Source organism: Halonotius terrestris (assembly GCF_006861665.1).
GTDB lineage: Archaea > Halobacteriota > Halobacteria > Halobacteriales > Haloferacaceae > Halonotius > Halonotius terrestris.
This window is the reverse complement of sequence record NZ_RKLU01000002.1, coordinates 418,790-442,546: the sequence shown is the minus strand read 5'-3', so window position 1 is coordinate 442,546 and position 23,757 is coordinate 418,790. Positions and strand designations below refer to the sequence as shown.

Genomic DNA, 23,757 nt, shown 5'->3' with positions numbered 1-23,757 from the left:
CTTACTGCTCCAGAATTCGTGCGACGCGGCCGGCCAACTCGCCCGGCGAGAACGGTTTGGTGACGAAATCGCTCGCACCGGCATCCAACGCGCGCAGCACATCGTCTTCTCGGCCGCGAGATGTGAGCATCAAGACTGGGAGGTCGGCGAAGTCGCTGTTCTCACGAACGCGTTCGAGCGTGCTGAAGCCGTCAAGCTCGGGCATCATCACGTCGAGAATCAACAAATCCGGGGTGGGATCGTCGGCATCGGTCAACCGTGCCCACGCCTCGCTGCCATCGGCGACAGTCACAACGTCGTACTCAGCACCGAGTTTCGTCGACACGATAGTGCGGACGTACTCGTCGTCGTCCGCCGCGAGAATATACCCACTCATAACGTGTAGTTTACGGGTAGAAAGATGAATGTTGTGCTGGATTGACACCGAACACAACAATAGTCACGGCCTGTAGACGGCTGTTACCGCTTACACGGTCGCTGTAGCAAACACTATAGCCGTGCCAACCAACCAACAGGTATGGCGACAGAGGAACCCCGCTCGGATTTCTACCAGCAACTCTTTGAGGCCGTCTCCGATGCGATCTTCGTCTACGATCCAGCCGATGGCGTCGTCGTCGATGCGAACCCGGCCGCCGCGAGGCTGACCGGCTACGAGATCGACGACCTCGAAGGCAGCTCAGTCTCGAAATTCAGTGCCGGCACGCCCGAGGAAGTCGAGCAAGCGGCCCTGCGAATCGTCGACGCGGCCGCCGACGGTGACCAGCAGTTCGAGTGGCCGGTCGTTCGCGCCGACGGCGAGAACAGACTCGCCGAAGTCTCCCTCCACCGCACGACGATCAACGGCGATGACCGCGCCCTCGCGTTGCTGCGGGACGTCACCGACCGCGAACGCGACAGGGCCGAACAGGAGACGGCCCGCCAGCAACTCTCGCTCCTGACAGAAGTCAATCCGTCCGTCCTCTGGTTGTTTTCGGCCGACTGGGAGGAGTGTCTGTTTATCAACGATGCCTACGAGGAGATCTGGGGTCGGTCGGTCGACGCGCTTCGGGCCGATCCGACGGATTTCATGCAGGCCGTCCATCCCGACGACCGCGACCGCATCGAGGAGATCATGGAGCAACTCGCAAACGGCTCGCGGGTCGAACTGCAGTACCGGGTCAACGAGGGCGAGGGATACACGCGCTGGGTGTGGACCGAGGGCATCCCGATCTTCGATGCCGACGGAGAGCTACAGCAGTTCGTCGGCTTCAACCGCGACATCACCGACATCAAACGACTCGAAACCCGGCTCACCGAGCAGACGGCAGCGTTGTCGACGTTGACCGACAACGTCCCGCTGGTGCTGTTCGAACTCGACGACGAGGGGACGTTCATTCAGTCACGCGGCCGCGGGCTGGAGGACCTCGGGCTGGCTTCCGACCAACTCGTCGGCGAATCGCTCTTCGAGCTGTATTCGGAACAGCCGGCGATTCTGGACGCCTATCGCCGCGCACTCGACGGTGAGGAGGTGAGCCAGACGGCCGAAGTCGAAGGCGTGGTCTACGACTCGTGGTATCAGCCGCAGTTCGCCCCGGACGGCTCGGTCATGGGTGTCATCGGCGCGGCGATATCGGTCACCGACCGCGAGCGGCTGGAGCGTGAACTACGGGCCAACGACCAGGCCCTCCGCGATCTCCACACCCGCGCTGCTCGCAGCGACCTGACGATGGACGAACGCATCCGCACGATGCTGGATATCGGGCGTGAGCGGCTGAACCTTCCCTACGGGTTTCTGACGCGGATCGAAGACGGAACACAGCACATCGTCGAGGCAGTGGGCACTCACGAGGACCTACAGCCTGGTGGGTCGGCTCCACTGTCGGAGGCCTACTGTCGGCGAACCATCGAAACCGACGGCTTACTCGGCGTCGCCGACGCGCCGGAAGCCGGCTGGGAGTCCGATCCGGCCTACGAGCGGTTCGGGCTGAACTGCTATATCGGCGGGAAGCTCGTGATCGACGGCGAGCTGTACGGCACGGTCTGTTTCGCCGGTTCGACCGCTCGGGACCAGGAGTTTTCGACCTTCGAGCGGTCACTGGTCGAGTTGCTCCTCCAGTGGTTCGCCTACGAACTGGAGCGCGAGCAACGTGAGGAAACGCTCCACGAAACCAACGCCGAACTGGCGGCGGTACTCGATACGTCGCCGGTCGCAATCATCCAGTTCGACGACGAGACGACGGTCGAACAGTGGAACCACCGAGCTGAGACCATGTTTCAGATCCCGCGAGAGGAGGCCATCGGCGAGCCACTGCAGATCATTCCGGCTGAGGGCCGCCCGGATTTCGACGCAATGCGTGAGCGGCTCATGGCTGGCGAGTCGGTTCGCAACTACGAAACGACTCGGCAGCGGGCCGACGGTGCCGAGCGGGTGGTCTCGATCAACGCCGAACCGACGCGAGACAGCGAGGGCATCCCGACCGGCGGGATCGTCGCCGTCACCGATATTACCGAACAGAAACAACAACAACAGCGGGCCGACGCGCTCCGCTCGGCGACCCAGTCGCTTGTCGGCGTCGACACCGAAGTGGAAGTCGGCGAGATCGCTGTCGAGACGATCAAAACCGCTCTCGGATTCCCGGTGTGTGCGATGTGGCTGCTGGACGAGGCTGAAGAACTGCTCCGCCCCATCGCCGAAACCGAGCAGGCCGTCGAGTTGGTCGGTCCAGCACCGACGATAGACCGCGGCGAGGGGCTGTTTTGGCGCGCGCTCGCAACCGGAACTATCGAGCAATACGACGACACCCACGACGAAGCGGCGATCCTCAACCCCGACACACCGCTGCGGTCGGAGATCGTCGTCCCCATCGGCGAGCACGGCGTGGTGGCGGTATCATCGACGGAGCCGAACGCGTTTAGCGAGGTCGATATCGCAGTGCTGGAGACGCTAACCGGGTCGCTGACGGCCGCGCTCAACAGCGTCGCCGACAGCCAAGCCCTCCGACGGCGCGACCGCGAACTCGAACGGCAGAACGAACAGCTGGACGAGTTCGCCGACGTGATCGCCCACGACCTTCGCGGGCCGCTGACGGCCGCGCGTGGGTTCTTCGAGATCGCCCTCGAAACCCACGACGACGACCACTTCAAGCAGGTCGAACACGCCCACGCCAGAATGGAACTCCTGATCGACGACCTGCTGACGATGGCGCGACAGGGCCAATCCATCGGCGAGCGCGAGCCGATTGATCTCGACGTCCTCGCCCGGAGCGTCTGGGCCGACGTGCCCGACGCGGCAACGCTTGAGATCACCGCGTCGCTACCCGAAGTCGTCGGCGATAAACACCGGCTGGAAGAGGTATTCAGCAACCTCTTCCGGAACGCCGTCGATCACGTCGGCAGCGGCGTCACCGTCCGGGTCGGCCCGCTGGCCGACGACGGCTTCTATATCGAAGACGACGGACCGGGGATTCCAGCGGGCAAACGGCCCCATATCTTCGATTACGGCTACACGACGAACCCACACGGCACCGGAATCGGACTAGCTGTCGTCGAGGGGATTATCACCGCTCACGGGTGGACCGTGACTGTCACCGAGGGAAGCGACGGCGGCGCGCGCTTCGAGGTACGAACAGCCCACGACTGAGACTACACGAAGTCACGCACGTCCGAGTACCACATGTCGTGGTGGTCGACGGCGTCGATCCGCTCGGCGATCTCGACGGCCAGGGCGTGCCAACATTTCTCGTCGGGGTCGTCGTCAGCCAGATTGTACTGGCTGTCCTTACAGGTGCAGCCCCCGTCTTCGACGACGTATTCGGATTCGTAGCCGACGACGACCGTGAAATCGCGGTACTGCTTGACCCGCTGTTCGGACACGGCGTCGATGGCTTTCCCGCCGCGGTCGTCGTGAACCTCGAGGATGGCGGTGACGATAGCCGGCCGTAGCTCGCCGGCCTTCGCAAGTGCCGCCCGCCAGTCGTCGACCTCGCTCACAGCGGGGGTTTTGGGCACCGGGCCTAATCAGGTTCGGTGTTCTTTTTCGCGCTCACGGTTGATAGCGGGTATGGAACTCAGCGAGGGCGGCGTCGAGATCGCCGTCGAGCAGCCCCGAGACGGGACCCGCGAGGGCAGCGGCGACGGCGTCTTTTTCAACCCGACCATGGAGCTCAATCGGGATATCACGGTCGCCGTGCTGCGAGCCTATCAGGAGCGTGAACCGCGCGTCGCCACCTATCTCGACGCGATGGCCGCCTCGGGAATTCGCGGCGTCCGGGCGGCCCACGCGGGCTACGAGGTGACCTGCTGTGATACCGACGGCGAGGCCGTCGACCTCGCCCGCGAAAACCTCGCTCGCAACGACCTCGACGGCGAAGGTGTCGAGCGCGACGTCAACGCCCTGCTGCACGAGGAGATGTTCGATATCGTCGATCTCGACCCCTTCGGCACGCCGATTCCCTTCGCCGACGCCGCCTTCGCTCAAACCCGCAATATGGTCTGTGTGACCGCGACCGACACCGCGCCGCTCTGTGGTGCACACCTCGATAGCGGTAAACGCAAGTACAGCGCGGTCCCGCGAAACACCGATTACCACCCCGAGATGGGCCTGCGAACCCTGCTGTCCGCGTTGCTCCGCACGGCCGCTCGCTACGACGTGGCCGCCGTCCCGATCTGTTCGCACGTCAGCCGCCACTACGCCCGAACCTATCTCGAACTCGACCGCAGCGCGAGCCGCGCCGACGACCTGCTCGAATCACTGGGATTCGTCCACCACTGCGAGGACTGTCTCGCCCGCGACCACGAATTCGGCTGGTATCCCGAATCGACACCAGAAACCTGTCCGAACTGCGGCAGCAACCGCGTCGTGACCGCGGGGCCGATCTGGCTCGGGGAGGTCGCCGACAGCGAGTTTACCGAACTGGTCCGCGAACAACTCAGCCCGGAGTTGGGCGAACGCAAACAGGCGGACAAACTGTTGGCGACGGTTGCCACCGAACTCGACACGCCGACTCACTACGACCAACACCGGCTCTGCAAACAGTGGGGCGTTCCGGCTAACGCAATGGATGAGTTCATCGAATCGTTGCGGGCCGCCGGCTACGAAGCGACCCGCGCGCAGTACAGCGGTACGGCGTTCAAAACCGACGCCGATGTCACGGAGATTCGGGACGCGACGTTCCCCGATGCGGACGCCTGAACAGTTGGATAACGCACGAATAGGTGGTGGTTACCGGCGCAGGAGCCCCATGAATCCCGACTACTTTTCGGCGACTCGCCACAACGGGGAGTCGTGAACGCTCGAAGCCAAGCGGTCGTGGCGACGACGAAGGTGGTCGTTACGACGGCCAGAGACAAGGAGATCACGTTTCTGGCTGCCGCCGTCGCCTACTACGCCTTCGCCTCGTTGCTGCCGGCGTTGCTGTTGTTGCTCGTCGTGGCGACGACGCTGGGCGGTGCGAGCTTCGCCGACCGGCTCGTCACGCTAACCAGCGGGTTTCTGACACCGGCCGGCCAGGAGACCATCACCGCGGCGATTGCGAACGCCCCGGGAGCCGGCGGTGCGACCGTCATCGGGATCGCCCTCCTCGCGTGGAGTACGCTCAAAGTCTTCCGCGCGCTCGATACCGCCTTTCTCACCGTCTACGGGCAGACCGATACTGCCAGCCTCGGTGCGCAGTTCCGGGACGCAATACTGGTCGTGCTCGGGATTAGCGGCGGCATGGTGGTCATGATCGTCCTCGCGGTCGCGCTGGCCGCGCTGCCGCTCGGGCCGATTGGCTGGCTAGTTGGGATCTTTAGCCTGCCCGGTGTGCTGGCACTGGCTCTGCTACCTGTCTACCGGCAGTTTCCGAATCCACCGATCCCAGTGCGACAGGCCCTGCCGGGGACGATCTTCGCGGCGGTCGGCTGGACGTTGCTACAGGCCGGCTTTCAGCTCTATGCTGCGAGTGCGACCCAGTACGCCGCCTACGGCGTTATCGGTGGCATCCTGCTGTTGGTGACGTGGCTCTATCTGGCGGCAAACATCGTGATCTTTGGAGCGATCATCAACGCGGTGTTGGCCGAAGTCGAGGGGGTGGAGACACCGCCATGACTGGAATCCTCGGAGCCGATTTCGGTTTCGGATCGGCAGTTACAACACCCCGGCAACCGAGGTGTCGGATACATGTCGCCTGAGCGAACCGGCGAGGAGTCGAGTGCCGACGACGGGTCGAGCGGCGACGACCGCAGCGCGGATGCGACAGCGGCCGACGAGGGCGACCGCGTCGAGCCGCGCGGAGCCGCGGACATCGGTGAGCTTGAGGACCAGCTTGCGGAACTCCGATCGGAGTTCGACGAGTTCGAAGCCGATATCGAGGACCGAACGGTCGACAAGCCGTCCGTCGAAGCCGACCTCAAACGCTACGTCCGCCGCCGAATGCGTCGTGGCCACGCCCGCGGCTGGGGCCCGTATCTCGTCTTGCTGTACGGCACTGTCATGACGCTCGGCGCGTTCTACTGGCTGAGCAACGACTGGCTGGCGATCCTCGCCATGCTGATCATCTTCCTTTCCACACTGGGCCTCTACACCCTGTTTGTCATCGTCGGCGTCGGGTTCAACGTCCTTGGCGCCCCGGGGAAGGCCCTCGATTTCGTTCGTGACCGACGGGACTGAGAATCCGAAACGCTCCGAGAGACCGACACGGCACTAGAATCAAGACCCTCTCAGTCGAAGTTCGGGGTGATTCGCTATGTCCCAGCTGCGGACTGCCCTCACAGAGTCGCTCGATCTCGACGTTCCAATCGTGCAAGCACCGATCGGCAGTGCGACCTGTCCCGAGTTGGCAGCCGCCGTTGCCGACGCCGGCGCGCTCGGCATGCTGGCCGTGACATGGCGTGACCCAGCAACGACCCGAGAGGTCATCAAGGAAACCAAACAGCAGACAGAGGGCGTCATCGGCGTCAACATCGTCGTAGACCCCGACGCCAAAGACGTTCCAACGGAGACCCATGTCGACGCCTGTCTCGACGCAGGAATCGACATTTTCTCGTTTTCGTTCGGGGAGGCCGCCCCGTATATCGATCGGATTCACTCCCACGGCGGGACCGTGCTCCAATCAGTCGGAAGTGCTGCAGCGGCGAAGCAGGCCGTCGACGTGGGTGTTGATATTCTCGTTGCGCAGGGGTGGGAAGCCGGCGGGCACGTCCAGAGTGAGGTCGCCACGCTGCCGCTGGTGCCCCGGATCGTCGATGCCGTTCCGGAGACGCCGGTCATCGCAGCCGGCGGCATCGCGGACGGCCGCGGCATTGCGGCGGTGCTCACGCTCGGCGCGGCCGGCGCGTGGCTTGGGACGCGGTTTCTTGCAACGGAGGAAGCCCAAATCCATCGGCTGTATCGACAGCGCGTCGTCGACGCCGCGGAGACTGAGACGGTGTACTCGACGCTATTCGACGAGGGATGGCCGGATATGCCGCATCGGGTACTCGAAAACGAGACGGTGACAAAGTGGATCGAAGCGGGCCAACCCGACACGGATCGGCCGGGCGCAGGCGACGTCATCGCCGAAACAGCCGACGGCACGAAGGTCCGGCGATACGAGGATTCGCTTGCCGTCCCAGGCATGCGTGGAGACATAGAAGACATACCGCTGTATGCCGGCCAGAGTGCTGGCCTAACGCACGAGGTACAGCCCGCAGCTGAGCTTGTGCGGACGCTCGCCGACGAAGCGACCGCGGCACTGGAGACAGGCCCCCTGACCGGCTGAGACGGCCGCCACCGAGGAGCTGACGGGCGTCAGACGCTGGGATAGGCTTACGTAGGTGCCGTCCGATAAGTCAGTCAAATGGTCAAATCCACGGTCCGCTTCTCGGAAACGGTGATGGATCGCGTCGAGGAGCTGGTCGAGGGCGAGGAGTTCTCCAGCAAATCGGAGTTCCAGCGGTTCGCCGTCGAGTACGTTCTCTCGGAGATCGACGACTACGAACCCGAGATGCTGGATTTCGACGAGGTCCGCGATGAGGTCTTCCCCGATCACGCGCTGGGGCGGGACGCAGAGCCCGGCGAGGACGGCGACGGCGAGTTCTATCAGGTCGCTGCCCGCGTCCGACAGTTCGCGTTGCGCGGCGAGATCGATACCGCCCGGGAACTGATCGACACCAAATACCCGGCGACCGATCCACGGGCGATGGTACTCGACGACGTTATCGAAACCTACCGCACCAGCGACCACACCGCCGCACCGCGCGGCCGCCCGGCCCCTGAACCGCGATGAGCGGCGGAGAGCGAGCGACCGCGCCACACGTCCTCGCGCTCGTCGGCAGCCTCCGCGAGCACAGCTACACCCGACTGGCGACCGCCCACGCCCTCAGCGGAGCCGAAGCCGCCGGCGCGACAACTGAGCTCCTTGATCTCCGCGAGTACGACCTGCCGCCGTTGAACCCCGATCAGGACGAACAGGGCGACAGCGCGGCCGTCATCGAACGCGTTGACAACGCCGATGCCGTGATCCTTGGCAGCCCCATGTATCACGGCTCGTACTCCGGCGTGCTGAAGAACGCACTCGACTACTGCGGGTTCGACGAGTTCGAGGGCAAAACCGTCGGCCTGCTGGCCGTTTCGGGCGGCTCGTTTCCGGTGACGACGCTGGAACACCTGCGGTCGGTCTGTCGCGCGCTCAACGCGTGGGTGCTCCCACATCAGGCCGCCGTGCCGAAAGCACACAGCGCGTTCGAGAACGGTGCGTTCGTCGACGACGACATGGCCGACCGGGTGGCGACGCTCGGCGAGCGCGTCGTCCGCTACGCCGATATCGAATCCGATCCACCGACCTTCGAGAGCAATCAGAACGAAGGAGCCGGCGACTGAGTTTTTTGATCGAGACCGTTACTCGGCTTTCGGGAGGCGGACGGTGAAGACCGCGCCCGTGGGATCGTTGTCCGCGACGCTGATTTCGCCGCCGTAGCGATCGACCAGTGCTTCGACGAGATACAGCCCCAGCCCGGTCCCGCCGGTTTCGAGGCTCATCTCGCCCTCGTCGAAGATTTCGGCTTTGTGCTCGTCGATGATGCCGGGCCCGTTGTCGGCGATCCGGACGGCTACCTGCCCGCCCTCGTCAGTCACCGAGACGGTGACTTCGGGCACGTCCTTGTCGTTGTGTTGGACGGCGTTACTCAGGAGGTTCCGGAACACGGCCTCCAGCATTTCGTCGGCCAGCACCTCTACCTCCGGAATCGCGCCATCGACGTGGAACAGCGCGTGCTCGTGCCGTGAGCGACTGTCGTCGATCTCGGTTTCGAGGACGTAGCGCAGCGATATTGGCTGTCGCTCGGTCTCCGACTGCAGCATGATCTCAGTGATGTCACGGGCCGTCTCAGTTCGGCCGATGGCGTCGTTCGCGGCGTCGATGGCTTGTGTCATGAACTGCGTACCCTCCGGCGAGACGTATTGTTGGGCGCGCTCGACGTAGGCCAACACGAGTTGGATGTCGTTGCGGATGTCGTGGCGGACGACCTGATTGAGAACTTCGAGGTTGTTGCGCTGGCGTTTCAGCCGCCGCTCGTAGGTTTTTCGCTCGTCAATATCGAGGTGGATGCCGACCGCCCGCGTCGGCTCGCCGGATTCGTCGCGTTCGAAGATCTCGCCGATCGTCCGAATCCATTTCCAGTCGCCGTCGGCCGTCTCCATGCGGAACGCCGAGTCGTAGTAGTCGGCCTCGCCTTCGATATGGGCCTCCAAGGCTTCCGCCGTCCGGTCGATGTCCTCAGGGTGGACGCGCTCCTCCCACTCGGCGAAGGTGCCGCCGATTTCCTCCGGCGTGTAGCCGAGCATCGTCGCCCACCGCTCGTTGAACTCCACGTCGTCGGTCGCCATGTTCCAGTCCCAGACCCCGAACTTCCCGCCCTCGACGGCGAGTTCGAGCCGCTGTTTGAGGTCGCGGATGCGCTGTTCCCGCTCTTTCCGGTCGGTGATGTCACGACTGACGATCAGAATGCCACCGACCGGCTCGGTGTCGACGAGGTTTCTGAGCGTCGCCTCGATCCAACACCACGAGCCGTTGTCGCGTTCGAACCGGAGTTCGATCTGTCTGGAACTGTCGGGTGCCGCACTGACAGCCTCGATTGCGGCCCGAACCTGTTCGTGATCGGCCTCGTGAATGTACTCGAAGACGCGGTCGCCGGTGACCGCTGCCGGCTCGTAGCCGAGGAGGCGATTCGCCGACGGCGAGACGTAGGTCAGCGTGCCGTCCGGATCGATCACCGTGATCAGATCGGTAATCCCTTCGACGATAGCCCGGTATCGGTCGCCGTCCGAATCAGTCGCCGCCGGACCGCTTCCGGTGTCAGAACTCATCGGCACCCTCCGGTGGATCGGCTGTCGGTCGTCCGAGAGGTGTCGCTAACGGTGATTTGGCTACAGCGATTCATGGGGGACACGGTCGATCGCGTTGAACGCGGCTTCGAAGTCGTCTAACTCGGCGAGCAGTTCGGTCTGTTCGGCCCGCAACGATTCGACCCGCGCTTCGAGTCGTTGGAACTCGGCGGCGTCTTCGAGATCCGCCGGTGGTTTCTCGGCGCGCAACACCCCGAGTTTCGCCGTTGCACGGAACAGTTCCCGCAGCGTCTTGCTGTACTCGCTGGCCGTCAACTGTTTCTCGATCGCATCCAGCAGCGTGTCCTTACTGACCGGCTTACAGAGGTAGTCGTCAAATGGCATGTCGACGATATCGAGGTCCGGATCGATGGCGGTCACCATGATGACCCGGCAATCGTAGCCATCCTCGCGGACGGACTCAAGCACCTCGTCGCCCGTGATGCCGGGCATCCGGCGATCCAACAGCAACACGTCGACCGATGCGTCGAGGGCATCGAGCGCCTCCCGACCGTTGTAGGCCTCCCGAACCTCGTAGTCGTCGTCCAGCCGCGCGGCATAGACGGAGACGACATCGGGTTCGTCGTCAGCGATGAGGACGGTCGACTGTGACTCCGAATGCTGCGACATAGTCAAGCGGGAACTCCTACGGATTGCAACGCACTCCCTGAGTATAACTATTGAGGTGCAACCAGGTGTCGAGCTGCCGATCAGGCTGGTCGCAGGTGCTCGCAGTCGCCGGCATGGACGACTTCCTCGCCGGAGTCGGTGTCGATGACGAGCGCGCCGGGGAACCGAACATCGACCGCGCGGCCCGTGATTTGCTCGCGGCCTGTATCGACACGAACCTCGCGGCCGAGCGTGCTGCTGTACTCCCGCCATCTATCGAGGACCGTCTCGGACGCATCCAGCAGCGTCGATAGTGACTCCAGCGTCGTCTGCAACACCGCACGGCGGTCAACGTCGCCGACCTGTTCGCGAAGGCTTGTCGCCCCTGCTGGCAACGCGTCACCGTCGATGTTGGCGTTGAGTCCGATCCCGACAAGCAGCCATGAGACACGGTCGGCCTCACCCTCCATCTCGGTGAGAATCCCCGCCAGCTTCAGGCCGCCGCGCTGGCTGTCAGCGGTGTCGTCGCCGACAAGCACGTCGTTGGGCCATTTGAGCGTGGCCTCAACACCGACGGAGCGGCAGGCGTCGACGACGGCCACCCCCGCGGCGAGCGTGACCAGCGGGACATGAGCCGCCGGCAGTGATGGCTGTAGTACGGCCGATGCCCAGATGCCGCCGCTGGGGGCGACCCACGAGCGATCGAGTCGCCCGCGGCTGCCGGTCTGTTCGTCGGCAACGACGACGACATCGCGGTCGCCATCAGCCGCCAGCTCGCGGGCACGGTCGTTCGTACTGCCGATCGAGTCGTGATACTCCACGGTGTAGGGCGCGTCGAGGCCGTACTCGATGGCGGCCGCACCGTACGCCGGAACGCCCGTGATGGCGTACCCGTCGGGCGTGCTTTCGATCTCGAAGCCGTCGTCCCGAAGGGCCTCGACCTGTTTCCAGACCGCGGCCCGCGAGACGCCCAGTTCCTCGGCGAGTGCCGGCCCCGTCGCCGGCCCCTCGGCGAAGGCTGCAAGCAGTTCCCGCCGCGTCTCGTTCATACCCTTCTCTTCGAGTGCGGTGGCAAAGAGCCGTCGGATACAAACCTACTGGGGTCGAACCGCCCGGTATGCTCACGCTGCTCGCCGGCGGGACGGGGACGCCGAAGCTGCTGGCCGGCGCGAAGGCCCACGTCGCTCCCGGCGATCTGACCGTCGTCGGCAACACCGGCGACGATATCGAACTCGGCGGGTTGCTGGTCTGTCCGGATCTCGATACCGTGCTGTTCCACGAGGGCGGCGTCCTCGACACCGACCGCTGGTGGGGGATCGACGGCGACAGCCATGAGACGAACGCCGAACTCCACCGGCTGGCCGAGACGGCCGGCCTCGACGATGGCCCGCAATTTCTCCCNNNGNNNGNNCAGACCGCCGGCCGNGANATCGCNCGCTGGCGACGCTTTTCNGGNGTNGCGGAGTTCATGNNCATCGGCGACCGCGACCGGGCNGTCCACNTCACGCGNACNNGCCTCATCGACGAGGGCCGTTCGCTCACCGAGACGACTGCGATCCTCGCCGACGCCTTCGGGATCGATCTCATGTTGCTGCCGATGAGCGACGACCCCGTCGCGTCGCTCATTCACACCGACGGCGGAGCCGCCGACCCCATGCATTTTCAGGAATATTGGGTCGGCCACCGCGGCGATGTTGCCGTCGACGCCGTCGAGTTCCGCGGAGCCGACGACGCCGAACCGACCGACGCGGTGCTCGACGCCCTCGACAACCCGGTCGTCATCGGGCCGTCGAACCCGGTGACGAGCATCGGCCCAATGCTCGCGCTGCCGGGCGTCGAAGCCGCACTCCACGAGACCGATGTCGTCGCTGTCTCGCCGTTCATCGAGGATCGCGTCTTCTCGGGGCCAGCGGCCGACCTGATGGCCGCAACGGGCCGCGAGCCGAGCACGCAGGGTGTCGCCGACGCCTACCCCTTCGTCGACGCCTTCGTCCTCGACAGCGACGACGAAACTGAGCTGGACCGGCCCGTCGTTCGCACCGATACCGAGATCAGCGACGGCGCCGATAGCGAGCGCGTGTTCGGGGCGATACAGGAGGCGTTGGATCGTGTTTGAGCCACGGCTCGCGCTGGCCAGCCTGAGCGGCGAGGCCGACGCCGACTGGGCACTGGCCGCCGCCGACCACGCCGGAGCGGCGTTCCTCGGGGGGATCGCGCTGGACGACCCCAGCCGCGAAGCCGCTCGAAAACTCGTCGCCCGTGACCGCGAGGAGTTTCTACCACCCGATCCTCTGGCGTTCATCGACAACCAACTTAGCCGGGTCGCCACCGACACGGAAGCCGAGATCCGGCCGGGAATCAACATCAGAAGCACGACCGCCGAGCCGATCCGCGAGGCGGCGGCGATCTGTGCCGACTACGAGGCGATCGTGGAGATCAACGCCCACTGCCGACAGGACGAACTCTGCGCGGTCGGCTGCGGCGAGTCACTGCTGGCCGACAGTAACCGACTGGCCGAGTACGTCACCGTCGCCGCCGAGGAAGGCGCGACCGTCAGCGTCAAAGTCAGAGCCGAAGTCGACGGCGTCGACCTCGTTGCGGTCGGCGAGCGGATCGAAGCGGCCGGTGCCGACGCGATCCATATCGACGCGATGGATTCCGAGGCGGTCGTGAGCGATTTCGCCGACGCAACTGACCTGTTCGTCATCGCTAACAACGAGGTCAGGGATGCCGACAGTGTCCGCGAGTATTTCGGCTACGGAGCCGACGCCGTCAGTGTCGGGCGACCGAGCCGCGAGCCGGATGGGCCGGTGCTACGGCGCGTCGCTGACGCGGTCGCAGCCCATACCACGGAGCCGAATCCATGACCGAGGAAACGGACCCACTGGCCGACGGCGGGCGAGACAGAACACCGGCCGAAAACGCCCAGCTCGCCTTGCTGCTCGAAGTCAGTGGCACCCCAAAACCGGGCAACGTCGATCGCCACCGCGATCTCGGCGATCTCCGGTTCGAGCACTTCATGGCTGGCGCGGTCGGCGCGGCTGACGGACTGCGCCGCGCCGAAGCCGGCGACCCCGTCGGCGTCGCCTTCGAGGACGCCGTCGCGGGCATGGCAAACCAACAGGGTGGCAACACGCAGTTCGGCTGTCTGCTGTTGCTCGTGCCGCTCGTTCGCGCCGCCGCAAGCGACGCACTCACACCGCGAGGCGTCTCGGAAATCGTCAAAGCAACGACTGTTGAGGACGCGATCAACTTCTACCGCGCGTTCGAACACGTCGATGTCGCCGTCGATGACCTGCCGTCGGATGCCGACGCCCTCGACGTACGCCGTGGGAGCGCGGCCGCACCGACGCTGCGGGAGCGCGGGCTGACGCTGTACGATATCATGGGGTTCTCGGCGGAGCCCGACGACGGCGTGCCGGATGGCAACGCCCGCGAGTGGGTCACCGGCTTCGATCGCGCGTTCGGAGCCGCTGACCGGCTGCTAGCAGACGAGGGGCCAGTCGGTGATCGCACGGCCCGCGTCTTTCTTGACCTGCTGGCCGAGGAGCCGGATACGCTCGTGGCTATCACACACGGCAAATCGACAGCCCGCAAAGTCTCCCATCGAGCTGCTGAGGTCGCCGATGAAATCGCTGCCAGCGACGACCTCTCGGCCGCCGAGGCGTTGGCTGAGGAGTTCGTCGATGCCGGCTACAACCCGGGGACGACGGCCGACCTGACCGCCGCCGCACTGTTTATTGCGCTCGAAGGCGGGCTGTCGGTATGACCAGCGACGAGCGTGGTGCCCGCCACGACAGCAGCGTCGCTACCGACAGTGTCGCTGACGGCGTCGCTACCGACTGGCCGGTCGAACTCCGTGGCGTCACAGAGTCAATCGTCGCCACGCTCGGCCCGAACGACTGCTGGAACATGGCCGCGCTTGGGTTGCATGCACCCGACGAGCCCGGCGAGCCGGTCGAAGCGACCACGTGGGGGAACACCCGCACCAAGCGCAACTTCCACCGGCAGGGCGGCGGCGTCGTCCAGTTCACCGCCGATCCACGGGAGTTCGTCGACGCCGCGGTGACGATCCGCGAGGAGGACCATCCAGTCTTGCCGAACGCCGACGCGTGGGTCGAAGTCGCTGCTGAATCAGTCGAAACAGGCACCGCTGGCGACACCGAGTGGGAACGGTGGGAACTCCAGCCGACCGACGCCGGCACTGTCGCCGACGAGCGACCGCTGACGATCAACCGCGGGTTTGGAGCCGTCATCGACGCCACGGTCGCTGCCTCGCGGCTGGACGTACCGGAGTACGACACCGAAACGTTGCTCGACCGGCTGGCGTACTTCGAGGAGACGGTCGAGAAATGCGGCGGGCCGCGGGAGCGGGCGGCCTTCGAGACGCTGAGTCGGGAAACCGGCTGGCGGGCACGGAGAGAGAAATCGCGGAACGAATCGTTTTAGTGTCGCTCCGAGTAATCGCGGGTATGGCAATCAAACCGAAGTACGTCAAGCAGCTCGGTCGAACGCTGCTTGAGGACTATCCGCAGGCGTTCAACACGGATTTCGAGACGAACAAGGAAAACGTCAGCAAACTCACCACCGTCGAATCGAAGGGCGTCCGTAACCGCGTCGCCGGCTACATCACGCGGAAGAAAGCGGCGAAGGTCTAACTGGGCTCTGTCTTTTCGCTGCGGTCGCGGTTGCGTCACCGATCAGAGCCAGCCGGCTCGTTTTGGATCTCCGCGACGACCATCACCCCGGTCGGCTCACCGTCGCCGTCCCGAAGCAGGATCGGTGATACTCGCAGATCGACGCTGTCGCCTGATTTTGTCTGGCGAGTGATCTCGAACTGTGAGACCGACTCGCCAGCGAGAACTGTGGTGAACCGCTGTTCGAACGCAGCTTCTTGGGCGTCTGTGTGGAGGTCGAGCGATGTGATCGGCTCGCCGACTGCTTCCGCGGCGGTGTAGCCGAACACCCGCTCGCTGGCGTCGTTCCACTGCGTGACTCGCCCCTCTGTGTCGAGCGCGAAGATCGGATTCGGCGCGGCATCGACGATGCCGGTGAGCCGGTCGGTCGTCGCTTCGAGTGCGTCCTCGCGCTTCCGGCGATCGGTTACGTCCTGCTGGAACCCGATCCAGTTGGTGAGAGCCCCGTTGTCGTCCGTGACTGGCGCGATGGTGATGTGGTTCCAAAACCCCGTGCCATCTTTGCGATAGTTCCGGATCGTCGTCGACACCGACTCCTCGTTGTCGATGGCGTCACGGATCATCCGGACGCGGTCCGCGTGGGTATCCTCACCCTGCAGGAATCGGCAGTTTTGGTCGAGGATTTCCTCGCGGTCGTAGCCCGTCAGCTCACAGAAGCGGTCGTTGGCATACACCATCGGGTTGTCCGCCTGACTCGGGTCCGTTATCGTCATGCCGATCGGCGCGTCGTCGATAGCCTGCGTTTTCATGCGGAGTTCCGCTTCGCGTTCGACACGGCCGGTGATGTCGCGGGCGATGAAGAGGTTCTGGCCGGGGACGACGTTCGGCGTCCCGGCGTATTCGAGGACGTGCTCCTCGCCGTCGGCCCCGATAACTGTCACCGTATCGCGATCTTTGGCCCCCGATTGAAACGCCTGCCACTCCGCTTCGGCGTCGTAATCATCGGGGAAGAACTCCCGAACGGTCCGGCCGAGGAGGTCAGATCGAGAGAGGCCGTAGGTCTCACACGCCGTCTCGTTGGCATCGAGGATGCGGCCCTCCGTATCGGTTATCACCATCGCATCGTTGGCCGCTTGGAAGGCCGCGCGGTACTCGTCGGGTGGCCGCGTCAGCTCGGTGGCACTTGATTGGGTCGGCGTGACCCCCCGCGGGATCGAGATCGCCATCGTCGTCCCCTCCGGCGTCACGGTCGGCTCGATAGTTCCGTCGTGACTGCTCACGACCCAGTTGACCAGCCACAAGCCGAGGCCGCTGCCGTGGACCAGCGGTGTCTCCGCACCGGCGGTCAACACGTCGCGTTCCTGTTTCGGGAGTCCCGGCCCGTCGTCGCTGACCTGAATCTCGACGGTATCGTCGCGGGGTTCGATACGAACCGTGATCGTTGGAGACTCGCCGCAGTGTGTGGCGGCGTTCTCGACGATCTCGAAGAGAGCCTGCTCGAAACTTCGCAATACCTGTGCTGAGACTGTTTCGCTACACTCGACGCTGATCGTTGCGTTCGGGTTGTCGTCGCTGACAGTTGTGACGACGCGGTCGATCAGGGCGCGCAGATCGACGGTTTGGGGCTCGCTGGTGTCGGCGACAATGGATTCCAGTTCGCGGGCCTTCTCGCCGAGTTGGATGAGTTTGTCGATGTTGCGGAGCGCGATCTCGCTGTGGGTGTCGTCCGCCAACTGCTCGGCCATGATCTGCGTTCGTCCGCGGATAACCGCCATATCGTTCCGGAGGTTGTGCCGGAGCACGCGGTTGAGCACCGTCGCAAGGTTGGCCTGTTGGCGATACTCCCGTTCATGTCGCTGGTTTTCGAGTTCGCGTTCGATGAGTTGGGCGATGAGTTCGGCGAACATCGTCTCGCCCTCGCTGAAGACCTCTCGCCGCGGGTCTTGGGCAAGAAAACACACGGTTCCGAAGGGGGCACCGTCGACGACGAGTCTGGTGCCGTGATAACAGTGGTAGCCGCCGGAGGTAAAGGCCGGATCGTCTTCCCACCCCTGTTCAGCTGCGTCGTGGAGCGCGATGCTCGATTCGGATTCGATCGTCCGGTGACAGTACGTCGACTCCAGATTTAATTGGATTCCCGGCGCGAAATCGCCCGCGTCCGGATCGGTGCTCACGAGGATTTCCCACGTATCGTTCGTTTGGTCGATCTCGGTCAGGAAGCCGTGATCCGCGCCGAGATATTCCCGGCCGAGCTGGAGTGCGTTTTCTGCCTTCTCGGCAAACGAGCCCTCGCTTCGGAAAACATCATAGAGTTCCGTCCGCGCCTCCGCGGCTGTAAGTGTTCGATCAGTCATCCAAACCAGTTATAATTCGTACTCGGTCGCCAACTAAATATATATTTGCCACCGCGAGACACAGTTCGGAATCAACGCACCCAACGATCTCGCAAAACCCGCCGCAGTCCGACTCCCTCGCTTACGGGCGGTCGTCAGTAGACGTAGTCGTCCTCGGTCAACTGAACGTAGCCGTTTCGCTTGAACCCGCGCTTCGTCTTTTTGTACCGATAGACGGATTTCGCCCCTGAGAAGCCGGCTTTGAGCCCGGACGTGCTCAGGAGCTTCGGCCCGTCGTCGGTTAGCATCTCGCGGACGGATTTGAACGTCCGATCCCAGTCCGCAGGGCCGTACTCCCGACAGAGTTCCGCGAAGGTGACATTGCGCAGCAGCTCGTCGCCGATCGCGTCGTGCCAGCGGTCGTTGTACGCTGAGAGGTCGCCAGCGGCCGCCAACTCGCCGGCGATCGCGCCGGTTCGGACGGCGACGTGGTCGCCGCCCTCGTGGAACGCCGAGGTGGTTCCCATCGCGCCGCCGGCGACAGCGATCCCGGCATCGACGGGAGATTCGATCGGTTGGGTCGAGGAAATACTGTACGTCTCTGTGCCGCCGCGCTTGCCACGATCCGGGACCAGCGGAAAGTCGGCCTCGATGTCGTACTCGTCGCCCCACACGAGTTCGAGCAATCGGCGGATATAGGTCGCGCCGTCCGGGATCGATTCGTCGTCGGGTTCCAACAGCGGGTAGGCCTCGCGGTCGTCGATGGCGTCGATATCGAGGCCGATAGGCATCGTCAGGCCGACCCGGCAAACGTTGTTGTCGTTGGGNAACACCCACGGGTAGGCGGTGTGGCCGGGCATGTGGCCCCACCAGAACTTGATAGCCGTTTTGAGTTCCTCGAAGACCTCTTCCGGGAACCGGCGGTACTCTTGGTAGGCGATATGGTTGACCTCGGGCGCGGCCAGTTTTTCCGACGCCTTCGTTCCCTCTGGCAGGTAGTCGTCGAGGACGCGGTTCGTGACCGTCCGCTGTGGGCCGTCGGCGAGGATCACGAAATCGGCTCCGATCTCCGCGCCGTCGCCAGTGGTGATCGTGTGGCGTGGCTCGTCGCTGGCGGTGTCGGCAGTAGCGGTCGCAGCCGTGTCGCTGTCGACATCCCGAACCCGGACACCGGTCCGGTATTTCGCGCCGGCGTCTTCGGCGCGCTCGCGCAGCCAGTCGTCGAAGCGAGCGCGCTGGAAGGTGTAGCCGAAGTGGTCGTAGTCGGAGTCGACGCCGGTGCTCGTGAGCGTACAGGACTCAGTCGGCCCGATGAACTCCGCTCGGTCGAGGTGTTGGAGGAGGACGCCGTCGGGGAACTCGTCGGGATGGATGTCCATGATCTCCACCCAGTAGTCGAGGATGCCCGCCGCGTCAGTCGAGTCGGGACCCAGTTGCTGGCGGTCGGCCCGTGGGACGCCCTTTTCGAGGACGAGTGCGTCCGCGCCGTCGCTGGCTGCCGCGTTGGCAGCAGCCATTCCAGCCGGCCCGCCGCCCACGATGGCGACGTCTACGCGTTCCATACCATCACGCGGCCGGATCGACTATTAAAGCCACTGAAACAGCCGCCGGGGATGGATCTGAACTGCTAACTCACTCGGGGACGAAGGGGGAGTATGACTGCGTCCGCGGAGCTTGCTGACCTGCTCCGAACCCGCCACAACAGCGATGGACCGACGATTCCGTCGACCGATGTCGCCGAGTCCGTGGCGACGTTACTGAGTGAGATCAGACAGACAGCCCCGGCAAGGACGCACGGCGGTGGCGACGAGCCGGCCCTCGACTGGGCGACCGGCGAGATGGACAACGCACCAGTCAGCATGGCGATTTCGGGACCAGCCTACGCGGACAACCCGATCTGGTACGTCAACGACGCGTTCGAAGCCCTGACTGGCTACGCGGAGCCAGAGGTCATCGGCGAGAACCTTCGGCTGTTACAAGGCCCGGAAACGGCTGCCGACGCGGTGGCAGACCTGCGCGAGGCCGTCGATATCTGGGAAGCGACGGTCGTCGAACTCGACAACTACCACGCTGACGGCAGCCGGTTCCGGAACCGCGTCGCGCTCGCGCCGATTCCCGATGCGACGGGGACGATCAGTAACTGGGTCGGGATACAAGAAGAACGGCCGCTGGATAGCTGAGCGGCCCCACAGGCGAACTGAGATCGCCGCTCACTGCGTTCGATCCCGATTGGCGGCGTCCTCTTGGATCTCCTCAATCGCGGCTTCCTGTTCGCCGCGGGAGAGGCCGCCGGATTCGGCGTGGCGGCCGTCGTACTGGCGGCTTGGAATCGCGTTCCACACCGAGCCATCGCCGCTGGCATCGTCGCCGGTCAGGTACCAGTAGAGTCCCGCTGCGATCCCGAGAACGGTCAGGATGCCGGCGGCGAGCGGGAACAGCCACGCCAGTCCGGCAACCACAGGTGCAAGCAGGAGGATGGCCGCGAGGAGCGTCAGCGCGCCCTTGAGTGAGGCGCGGCCACGAGCGGAGGCCATATCTGAACTGTTCGACGCCACTCATATAGGAATTCGGTCGATGACCCTAAACTGATACCCGTGGCATCGCATGGTCGGGTATGGACGCCCCACGAATTGCGGTCCTCCGGCAGAACATCCACGGCCTGTCAGCCGACGACTACGGCGCTGCCCTGCGGGATCGACTCCCCGACGCCGAGATCAGCGTTGCTCGGACGCCAGCCGAGGAGCGCGACCTGCTCGACTCCGCGCCGATTGCGACGGGCTTCTCGCTCAGTGAGGCCCAAATCGAGCGCGCCAGCACCCTCGATCTTTTCGCCTGTGTCTACGCTGGTGTCGGCCACCTGCCCCTAGATAGCTTCGAGGACCACGGGATCACCGTTACCAACGCCTCCGGCGTCCACGGGCCGAACATCGCCGAATACGTCATCGGGGCAATTCTCAGCCACGTCCGGCGGTTCAAACGCGCATGGCGACAGCAACAGCGCGGCACATGGCAGTCTTACCCTGCTCGCGAGCTACAGGACAGCACGGTCACCGTCGTTGGCCTCGGCGCGATCGGCACCGCTGTGGTCGACCGACTCGAACCGTTCGGTGTCGACACCATTGGCGTTCGATACACGCCCTCGAAAGGCGGCCCAACCGACGAGGTGTTCGGGTTCGACGAGATTCACGACGCGCTCGCGGAGACGGATTATCTCGTGCTCGCCTGTCCGCTAACCGACGAGACACGGAAGCTGATCGACAGCGACGCGCTGTTGACGCTACCGACCCACGCGGTGCTCGTCAACATCGCCCGCGGCGGTGTCGTCGATACCGACAACCTCGTGAGCGCGCTGCAGGCCAACCGGATCGGCGGCGCGACGCTCGATGTAACCGATCCCGAGCCACTGCCCGAGGATCATCCGCTGTGGGACTTTGAGAACGTCTCGATCACGCCGCACAACGCTGGGCACACCCCGAAGTACTACGAGCGAACGGCGGATATTCTCGCCGGCAACGTCGAGCGATACCGTGACGGCGACACTGACTACGAGAATCGGGTGTTGTGAAAGCGATTCTCGGCGAGCCGCAGTGATCGCTCGACCAAATCGTTTAGTGGCAGTTCAGTGACAGCCGCGTATGGAACGACAGCTCGTCTCCTCCGGCACCGAGTGGGAAGCACAGGTCGGCTATTCCCGTGCAGTTCGAGCCGGCTCGCAGATCCATGTCTCGGGGACGACGGCCACTGACGACGACGGCGACATCGTCGGTCGGGGCGATCCCGCCGCACAGACAAAGCAAGCCTTGGCGAATATCGAACGCGCGCTCACTGAGGCGGATGCCGGCCTCGAAGACGTGGTGCGAACGCGACTGTTCGTCGTCGATATCGACGACTGGGAGACGATTGGAACGGCTCACGGCGAGGTCTTCGGCGAGATTCGGCCGGCGACAAGTATGGTCGAAGTCTCGCAGTTGATCGATTCCGAATTACTCGTCGAAATCGAGGCAACCGCCGTCGTCGATTAGGCCAGCTGTGGCGGCTCGAAATGCGAGAGGTATTCGGTCAGATCAGTTGTCGTCAACATTCCGATGACGCCTTCCGCCTCGTCGCAGATCGGGAGGTGATGGAACCCGTGTTCGATCATGGTATCGGCGACATCGGTGATCGGATCGTTGGCCGTCGCCGTCACCACGTCAGTCGTCATGTAATCCGCGACCGTCGCGTCCGTAGCCGAGTGATCGGCGGCGGTGATCCGCACGAAGTCGGTCGTCGTCAGAATTCCCTGCAGGTCACCTGACTCATCGGTCACGACGACGGAGCCGATTTCGTTATCGAGCATCCGCTTGGCAGCCTCACGTACCGGTGTCGACGGCGACACTGATTCGACCGGCGATGACATCAACCGCCCAGCAAAGACATCTGTCATGGGCAGTGGTACACAGTCACACGCAAAAAGCTTCGTATCGTCATCGTCGCCGCGATATACTTGGGACTGTGCAGTTTGCGAGAATCCTCAGGAGGAAAATTGCGTGATTGTGTAGCCGACGGCGATACGGCGGAGCGGAAAACCCGCTTAGATCCAGCCTTCTTCGACGAGCAGTTCGCCGTTCAGGAGGCTCGCGCCGGCCGCGCCGCGAAGCGTGTTGTGTGCGAGGCAGTTGTACTTGAGGCCGCTCGGCGTCGACTGGACGCCGCCGGCGGAGATCGCCATCCCCTCGTCGCGGTTCCGGTCAAGCCGCGGCTGCGGACGCTCGGGCTGGTCCTCGCCGAAGACGTAGATGAGTTGGTCCGGCGCGCTCGGGAGATCGACACCCGGGAACGACTCCATCGCCTCGCGGGCCTCGGCGGGCGAGGGGTCGTCGGCGAGATCGACGAAGACGCTTTCAAGATGGCCGTCGAGCGTCGGAATCCGGTTACAGGAGGCGTTGACCTCCGCGNCGTGCAGTNNGANNTCNGCNCCGTCGAAGNCGCCGAGNANCTTNCGCGACTCCGACTCCATCTTCTGCTCCTCGCCGCCGATGTGCGGGATGGCGTTGTCGAGTATCTCCATCGAGGTGACGCCGGAGTAGCCGGCGCCCGAGACCGCCTGCAGCGTGGACACGCGGACGGACTCGAGGCCGAACTCGTCGAGCGCCGCGAGGGTGGGGACCATCGTGATNGTCGAGCAGTTCGGGTTCTTNANNAGNGCGCCGTCCCAGCCGCGNTNGTCNCGCTGGACCTCGATCAGATCGAGGTGATCGGGGTTGATCTCGGGAATCGTCAGCGGTACGTCCTCGGCCATGCGGTCGTTCGAGGAGTTCGAGGAGACGACGTAGCCCGCTTCGAGGAACGCCGGTTCGACCTCGCTGGCGACGCCCGACGGCAGCGACGAGAACAGCAGGTCGATGTCATCCGAGACGTCGTCGGGATGCGTCTTGCCGACCTCGATCTCGGCGATGTCCTCCGGAATCGGGCTGTCGGCGCGCCACTTGGCGGCCTCCCGGTACGCTTTGCCGGCACTCGATTCGCTGGCGGTCAGCGCGGCGATCTCGAAGGTCGGATGCCCATCGAGCAGTTGAATGAATCGCTGTCCGACCGCACCTGTTGCGCCCAAAATCCCCACTTGTACTGTCATTGCCGTGCGAAGCAGTCTCACATATATAAGTCGGTCGGATTCCCGCCGCAGTGTGTCGATCTGTCGGGGTCGTTGGTGAGGATCACGCGGTCGATGTCGAACGGTGCAGTCGTCGGTTCCAGCGGAAAGGGTAAGGCCAGCGCGCTCGGAGCGAAGAATGCGTGCCATAAGTCCCCGGCCGAGCCATCCCGTTTCGGGAGCGATGACAGTCCGGCGAACCCAGGCACGGTACAGACGGCCCGCTGT

25 protein-coding genes are annotated in these 23,757 nt (G+C 64.3%); 15 read left to right on the top strand and 10 right to left on the bottom strand.

Features of this window, described 5'->3' with window-relative positions:
* Position 1: 1 nt before the first annotated feature.
* Positions 2 to 376, bottom strand: a complete 375-nt coding sequence (locus tag EGH24_RS05885) for a response regulator transcription factor (protein ID WP_142979228.1) — start codon at positions 374 to 376, stop codon at positions 2 to 4.
* Between the two features lie 141 nt (positions 377 to 517).
* Here EGH24_RS05885 and EGH24_RS05880 point away from each other — a divergent pair, with 141 nt between their 5' ends.
* On the top strand, positions 518 to 3,619 hold the full coding sequence (locus EGH24_RS05880) for a PAS domain S-box protein (protein ID WP_142979227.1): 3,102 nt from the start codon (positions 518 to 520) through the stop codon (positions 3,617 to 3,619).
* Positions 3,620 to 3,621: 2 nt separating this feature from the next.
* Here EGH24_RS05880 and EGH24_RS05875 read toward each other — a convergent pair whose 3' ends face one another.
* Positions 3,622 to 3,987, bottom strand: a complete 366-nt coding sequence (locus tag EGH24_RS05875; protein WP_394348362.1) for a hypothetical protein — start codon at positions 3,985 to 3,987, stop codon at positions 3,622 to 3,624.
* A 52-nt stretch (positions 3,988 to 4,039) separates the two neighbouring features.
* Between EGH24_RS05875 and EGH24_RS05870 the strand changes: the two genes are divergently transcribed.
* The 6 genes from EGH24_RS05870 to EGH24_RS05850 all read left to right on the top strand — a co-directional run bounded on the left by EGH24_RS05870 (position 4,040) and on the right by EGH24_RS05850 (position 8,818).
* On the top strand, positions 4,040 to 5,170 hold the full coding sequence (locus tag EGH24_RS05870) for a tRNA (guanine(26)-N(2))-dimethyltransferase (RefSeq protein ID WP_142979225.1): 1,131 nt from the start codon (positions 4,040 to 4,042) through the stop codon (positions 5,168 to 5,170).
* Between the two features lie 93 nt (positions 5,171 to 5,263).
* Positions 5,264 to 6,067, top strand: coding sequence for a YihY/virulence factor BrkB family protein (locus EGH24_RS15835; protein WP_321167811.1), 804 nt, complete (start codon positions 5,264 to 5,266; stop codon positions 6,065 to 6,067).
* Between the two features lie 72 nt (positions 6,068 to 6,139).
* Complete coding sequence (locus EGH24_RS15830; RefSeq protein ID WP_321167810.1) at positions 6,140 to 6,628, top strand: hypothetical protein; 489 nt, start codon at positions 6,140 to 6,142, stop codon at positions 6,626 to 6,628.
* Positions 6,629 to 6,704: 76 nt separating this feature from the next.
* Positions 6,705 to 7,718 (top strand): NAD(P)H-dependent flavin oxidoreductase, encoded by a 1,014-nt coding sequence (locus tag EGH24_RS05860; protein ID WP_142979224.1) that lies wholly within the window; start codon positions 6,705 to 6,707, stop codon positions 7,716 to 7,718.
* 78 nt (positions 7,719 to 7,796) lie between these two features.
* On the top strand, positions 7,797 to 8,225 hold the full coding sequence (locus EGH24_RS05855) for a transcriptional regulator (RefSeq protein ID WP_142979223.1): 429 nt from the start codon (positions 7,797 to 7,799) through the stop codon (positions 8,223 to 8,225).
* Positions 8,222 to 8,818: an NADPH-dependent FMN reductase gene (locus EGH24_RS05850; RefSeq protein ID WP_142979222.1), complete on the top strand. Its 597-nt coding sequence runs from the start codon at positions 8,222 to 8,224 to the stop codon at positions 8,816 to 8,818. The genes EGH24_RS05855 and EGH24_RS05850 overlap by 4 nt, the downstream gene beginning before the upstream one ends.
* 18 nt (positions 8,819 to 8,836) lie before the next feature.
* Here EGH24_RS05850 and EGH24_RS05845 read toward each other — a convergent pair whose 3' ends face one another.
* The 3 genes from EGH24_RS05845 to EGH24_RS05835 form a co-directional block, all read right to left on the bottom strand.
* The gene (locus tag EGH24_RS05845) at positions 8,837 to 10,303 is read right to left on the bottom strand and encodes a PAS domain S-box protein (RefSeq protein WP_142979221.1); all 1,467 of its coding nucleotides are present in this window, start codon (positions 10,301 to 10,303) and stop codon (positions 8,837 to 8,839) included.
* A 60-nt stretch (positions 10,304 to 10,363) separates the two neighbouring features.
* Positions 10,364 to 10,951 carry a response regulator gene (locus EGH24_RS05840; protein WP_142979220.1) on the bottom strand — a complete coding sequence of 196 codons (588 nt, stop codon included), beginning with the start codon at positions 10,949 to 10,951 and terminating at the stop codon, positions 10,364 to 10,366.
* 80 nt (positions 10,952 to 11,031) lie between these two features.
* Positions 11,032 to 11,979 carry a biotin--[acetyl-CoA-carboxylase] ligase gene (locus tag EGH24_RS05835; protein ID WP_142979219.1) on the bottom strand — a complete coding sequence of 316 codons (948 nt, stop codon included), beginning with the start codon at positions 11,977 to 11,979 and terminating at the stop codon, positions 11,032 to 11,034.
* A 68-nt stretch (positions 11,980 to 12,047) separates the two neighbouring features.
* On the opposite strand from EGH24_RS05835, the gene cofD reads away from it, so the two are divergent.
* The 5 genes from cofD to EGH24_RS05810 are packed head-to-tail and all read left to right on the top strand — an operon-like array spanning position 12,048 to position 15,588.
* Entirely contained in the window at positions 12,048 to 13,046 is a 999-nt protein-coding gene (gene cofD, locus EGH24_RS05830; protein ID WP_142979218.1) for a 2-phospho-L-lactate transferase, read from the top strand.
* Positions 13,039 to 13,797 (top strand): tRNA-dihydrouridine synthase, encoded by a 759-nt coding sequence (locus EGH24_RS05825; protein ID WP_142979217.1) that lies wholly within the window; start codon positions 13,039 to 13,041, stop codon positions 13,795 to 13,797. The genes cofD and EGH24_RS05825 overlap by 8 nt, the downstream gene beginning before the upstream one ends.
* Positions 13,794 to 14,699, top strand: a complete 906-nt coding sequence (locus EGH24_RS05820; RefSeq protein WP_142979216.1) for a triphosphoribosyl-dephospho-CoA synthase — start codon at positions 13,794 to 13,796, stop codon at positions 14,697 to 14,699. Before EGH24_RS05825 ends, EGH24_RS05820 begins: the two co-directional genes overlap by 4 nt.
* On the top strand, positions 14,696 to 15,379 hold the full coding sequence (locus EGH24_RS05815; protein ID WP_142979215.1) for a DUF447 domain-containing protein: 684 nt from the start codon (positions 14,696 to 14,698) through the stop codon (positions 15,377 to 15,379). The genes EGH24_RS05820 and EGH24_RS05815 overlap by 4 nt, the downstream gene beginning before the upstream one ends.
* A 23-nt stretch (positions 15,380 to 15,402) precedes the next feature.
* Entirely contained in the window at positions 15,403 to 15,588 is a 186-nt protein-coding gene (locus EGH24_RS05810; RefSeq protein ID WP_142979214.1) for a 30S ribosomal protein S17e, read from the top strand.
* 35 nt (positions 15,589 to 15,623) lie between these two features.
* Here EGH24_RS05810 and EGH24_RS05805 read toward each other — a convergent pair whose 3' ends face one another.
* Both EGH24_RS05805 and EGH24_RS05800 read right to left on the bottom strand, forming a co-directional pair.
* Positions 15,624 to 17,921 (bottom strand): PAS domain S-box protein, encoded by a 2,298-nt coding sequence (locus EGH24_RS05805; protein ID WP_142979213.1) that lies wholly within the window; start codon positions 17,919 to 17,921, stop codon positions 15,624 to 15,626.
* Between the two features lie 134 nt (positions 17,922 to 18,055).
* Positions 18,056 to 19,462: an NAD(P)/FAD-dependent oxidoreductase gene (locus EGH24_RS05800; protein WP_142979212.1), complete on the bottom strand. Its 1,407-nt coding sequence runs from the start codon at positions 19,460 to 19,462 to the stop codon at positions 18,056 to 18,058.
* 93 nt (positions 19,463 to 19,555) lie between these two features.
* On the opposite strand from EGH24_RS05800, the gene EGH24_RS05795 reads away from it, so the two are divergent.
* Complete coding sequence (locus EGH24_RS05795; protein WP_142979211.1) at positions 19,556 to 20,080, top strand: PAS domain-containing protein; 525 nt, start codon at positions 19,556 to 19,558, stop codon at positions 20,078 to 20,080.
* A 30-nt stretch (positions 20,081 to 20,110) separates the two neighbouring features.
* Here EGH24_RS05795 and EGH24_RS05790 read toward each other — a convergent pair whose 3' ends face one another.
* Positions 20,111 to 20,434, bottom strand: coding sequence for a hypothetical protein (locus tag EGH24_RS05790; protein ID WP_142979210.1), 324 nt, complete (start codon positions 20,432 to 20,434; stop codon positions 20,111 to 20,113).
* Positions 20,435 to 20,514: 80 nt separating this feature from the next.
* Between EGH24_RS05790 and EGH24_RS05785 the strand changes: the two genes are divergently transcribed.
* The gene (locus EGH24_RS05785; RefSeq protein ID WP_142979209.1) at positions 20,515 to 21,465 is read left to right on the top strand and encodes a D-2-hydroxyacid dehydrogenase; all 951 of its coding nucleotides are present in this window, start codon (positions 20,515 to 20,517) and stop codon (positions 21,463 to 21,465) included.
* Positions 21,466 to 21,535: 70 nt separating this feature from the next.
* Positions 21,536 to 21,922 carry a RidA family protein gene (locus EGH24_RS05780; RefSeq protein ID WP_142979208.1) on the top strand — a complete coding sequence of 129 codons (387 nt, stop codon included), beginning with the start codon at positions 21,536 to 21,538 and terminating at the stop codon, positions 21,920 to 21,922.
* Here EGH24_RS05780 and EGH24_RS05775 read toward each other — a convergent pair.
* Complete coding sequence (locus tag EGH24_RS05775) at positions 21,919 to 22,323, bottom strand: CBS domain-containing protein (protein ID WP_142979207.1); 405 nt, start codon at positions 22,321 to 22,323, stop codon at positions 21,919 to 21,921. The genes EGH24_RS05780 and EGH24_RS05775 overlap by 4 nt on opposite strands.
* Positions 22,324 to 22,470: 147 nt before the next feature.
* Positions 22,471 to 23,511: an aspartate-semialdehyde dehydrogenase gene (gene asd, locus EGH24_RS05770; protein WP_142979206.1), complete on the bottom strand. Its 1,041-nt coding sequence runs from the start codon at positions 23,509 to 23,511 to the stop codon at positions 22,471 to 22,473.
* Positions 23,512 to 23,757: the final 246 nt, after the last annotated feature.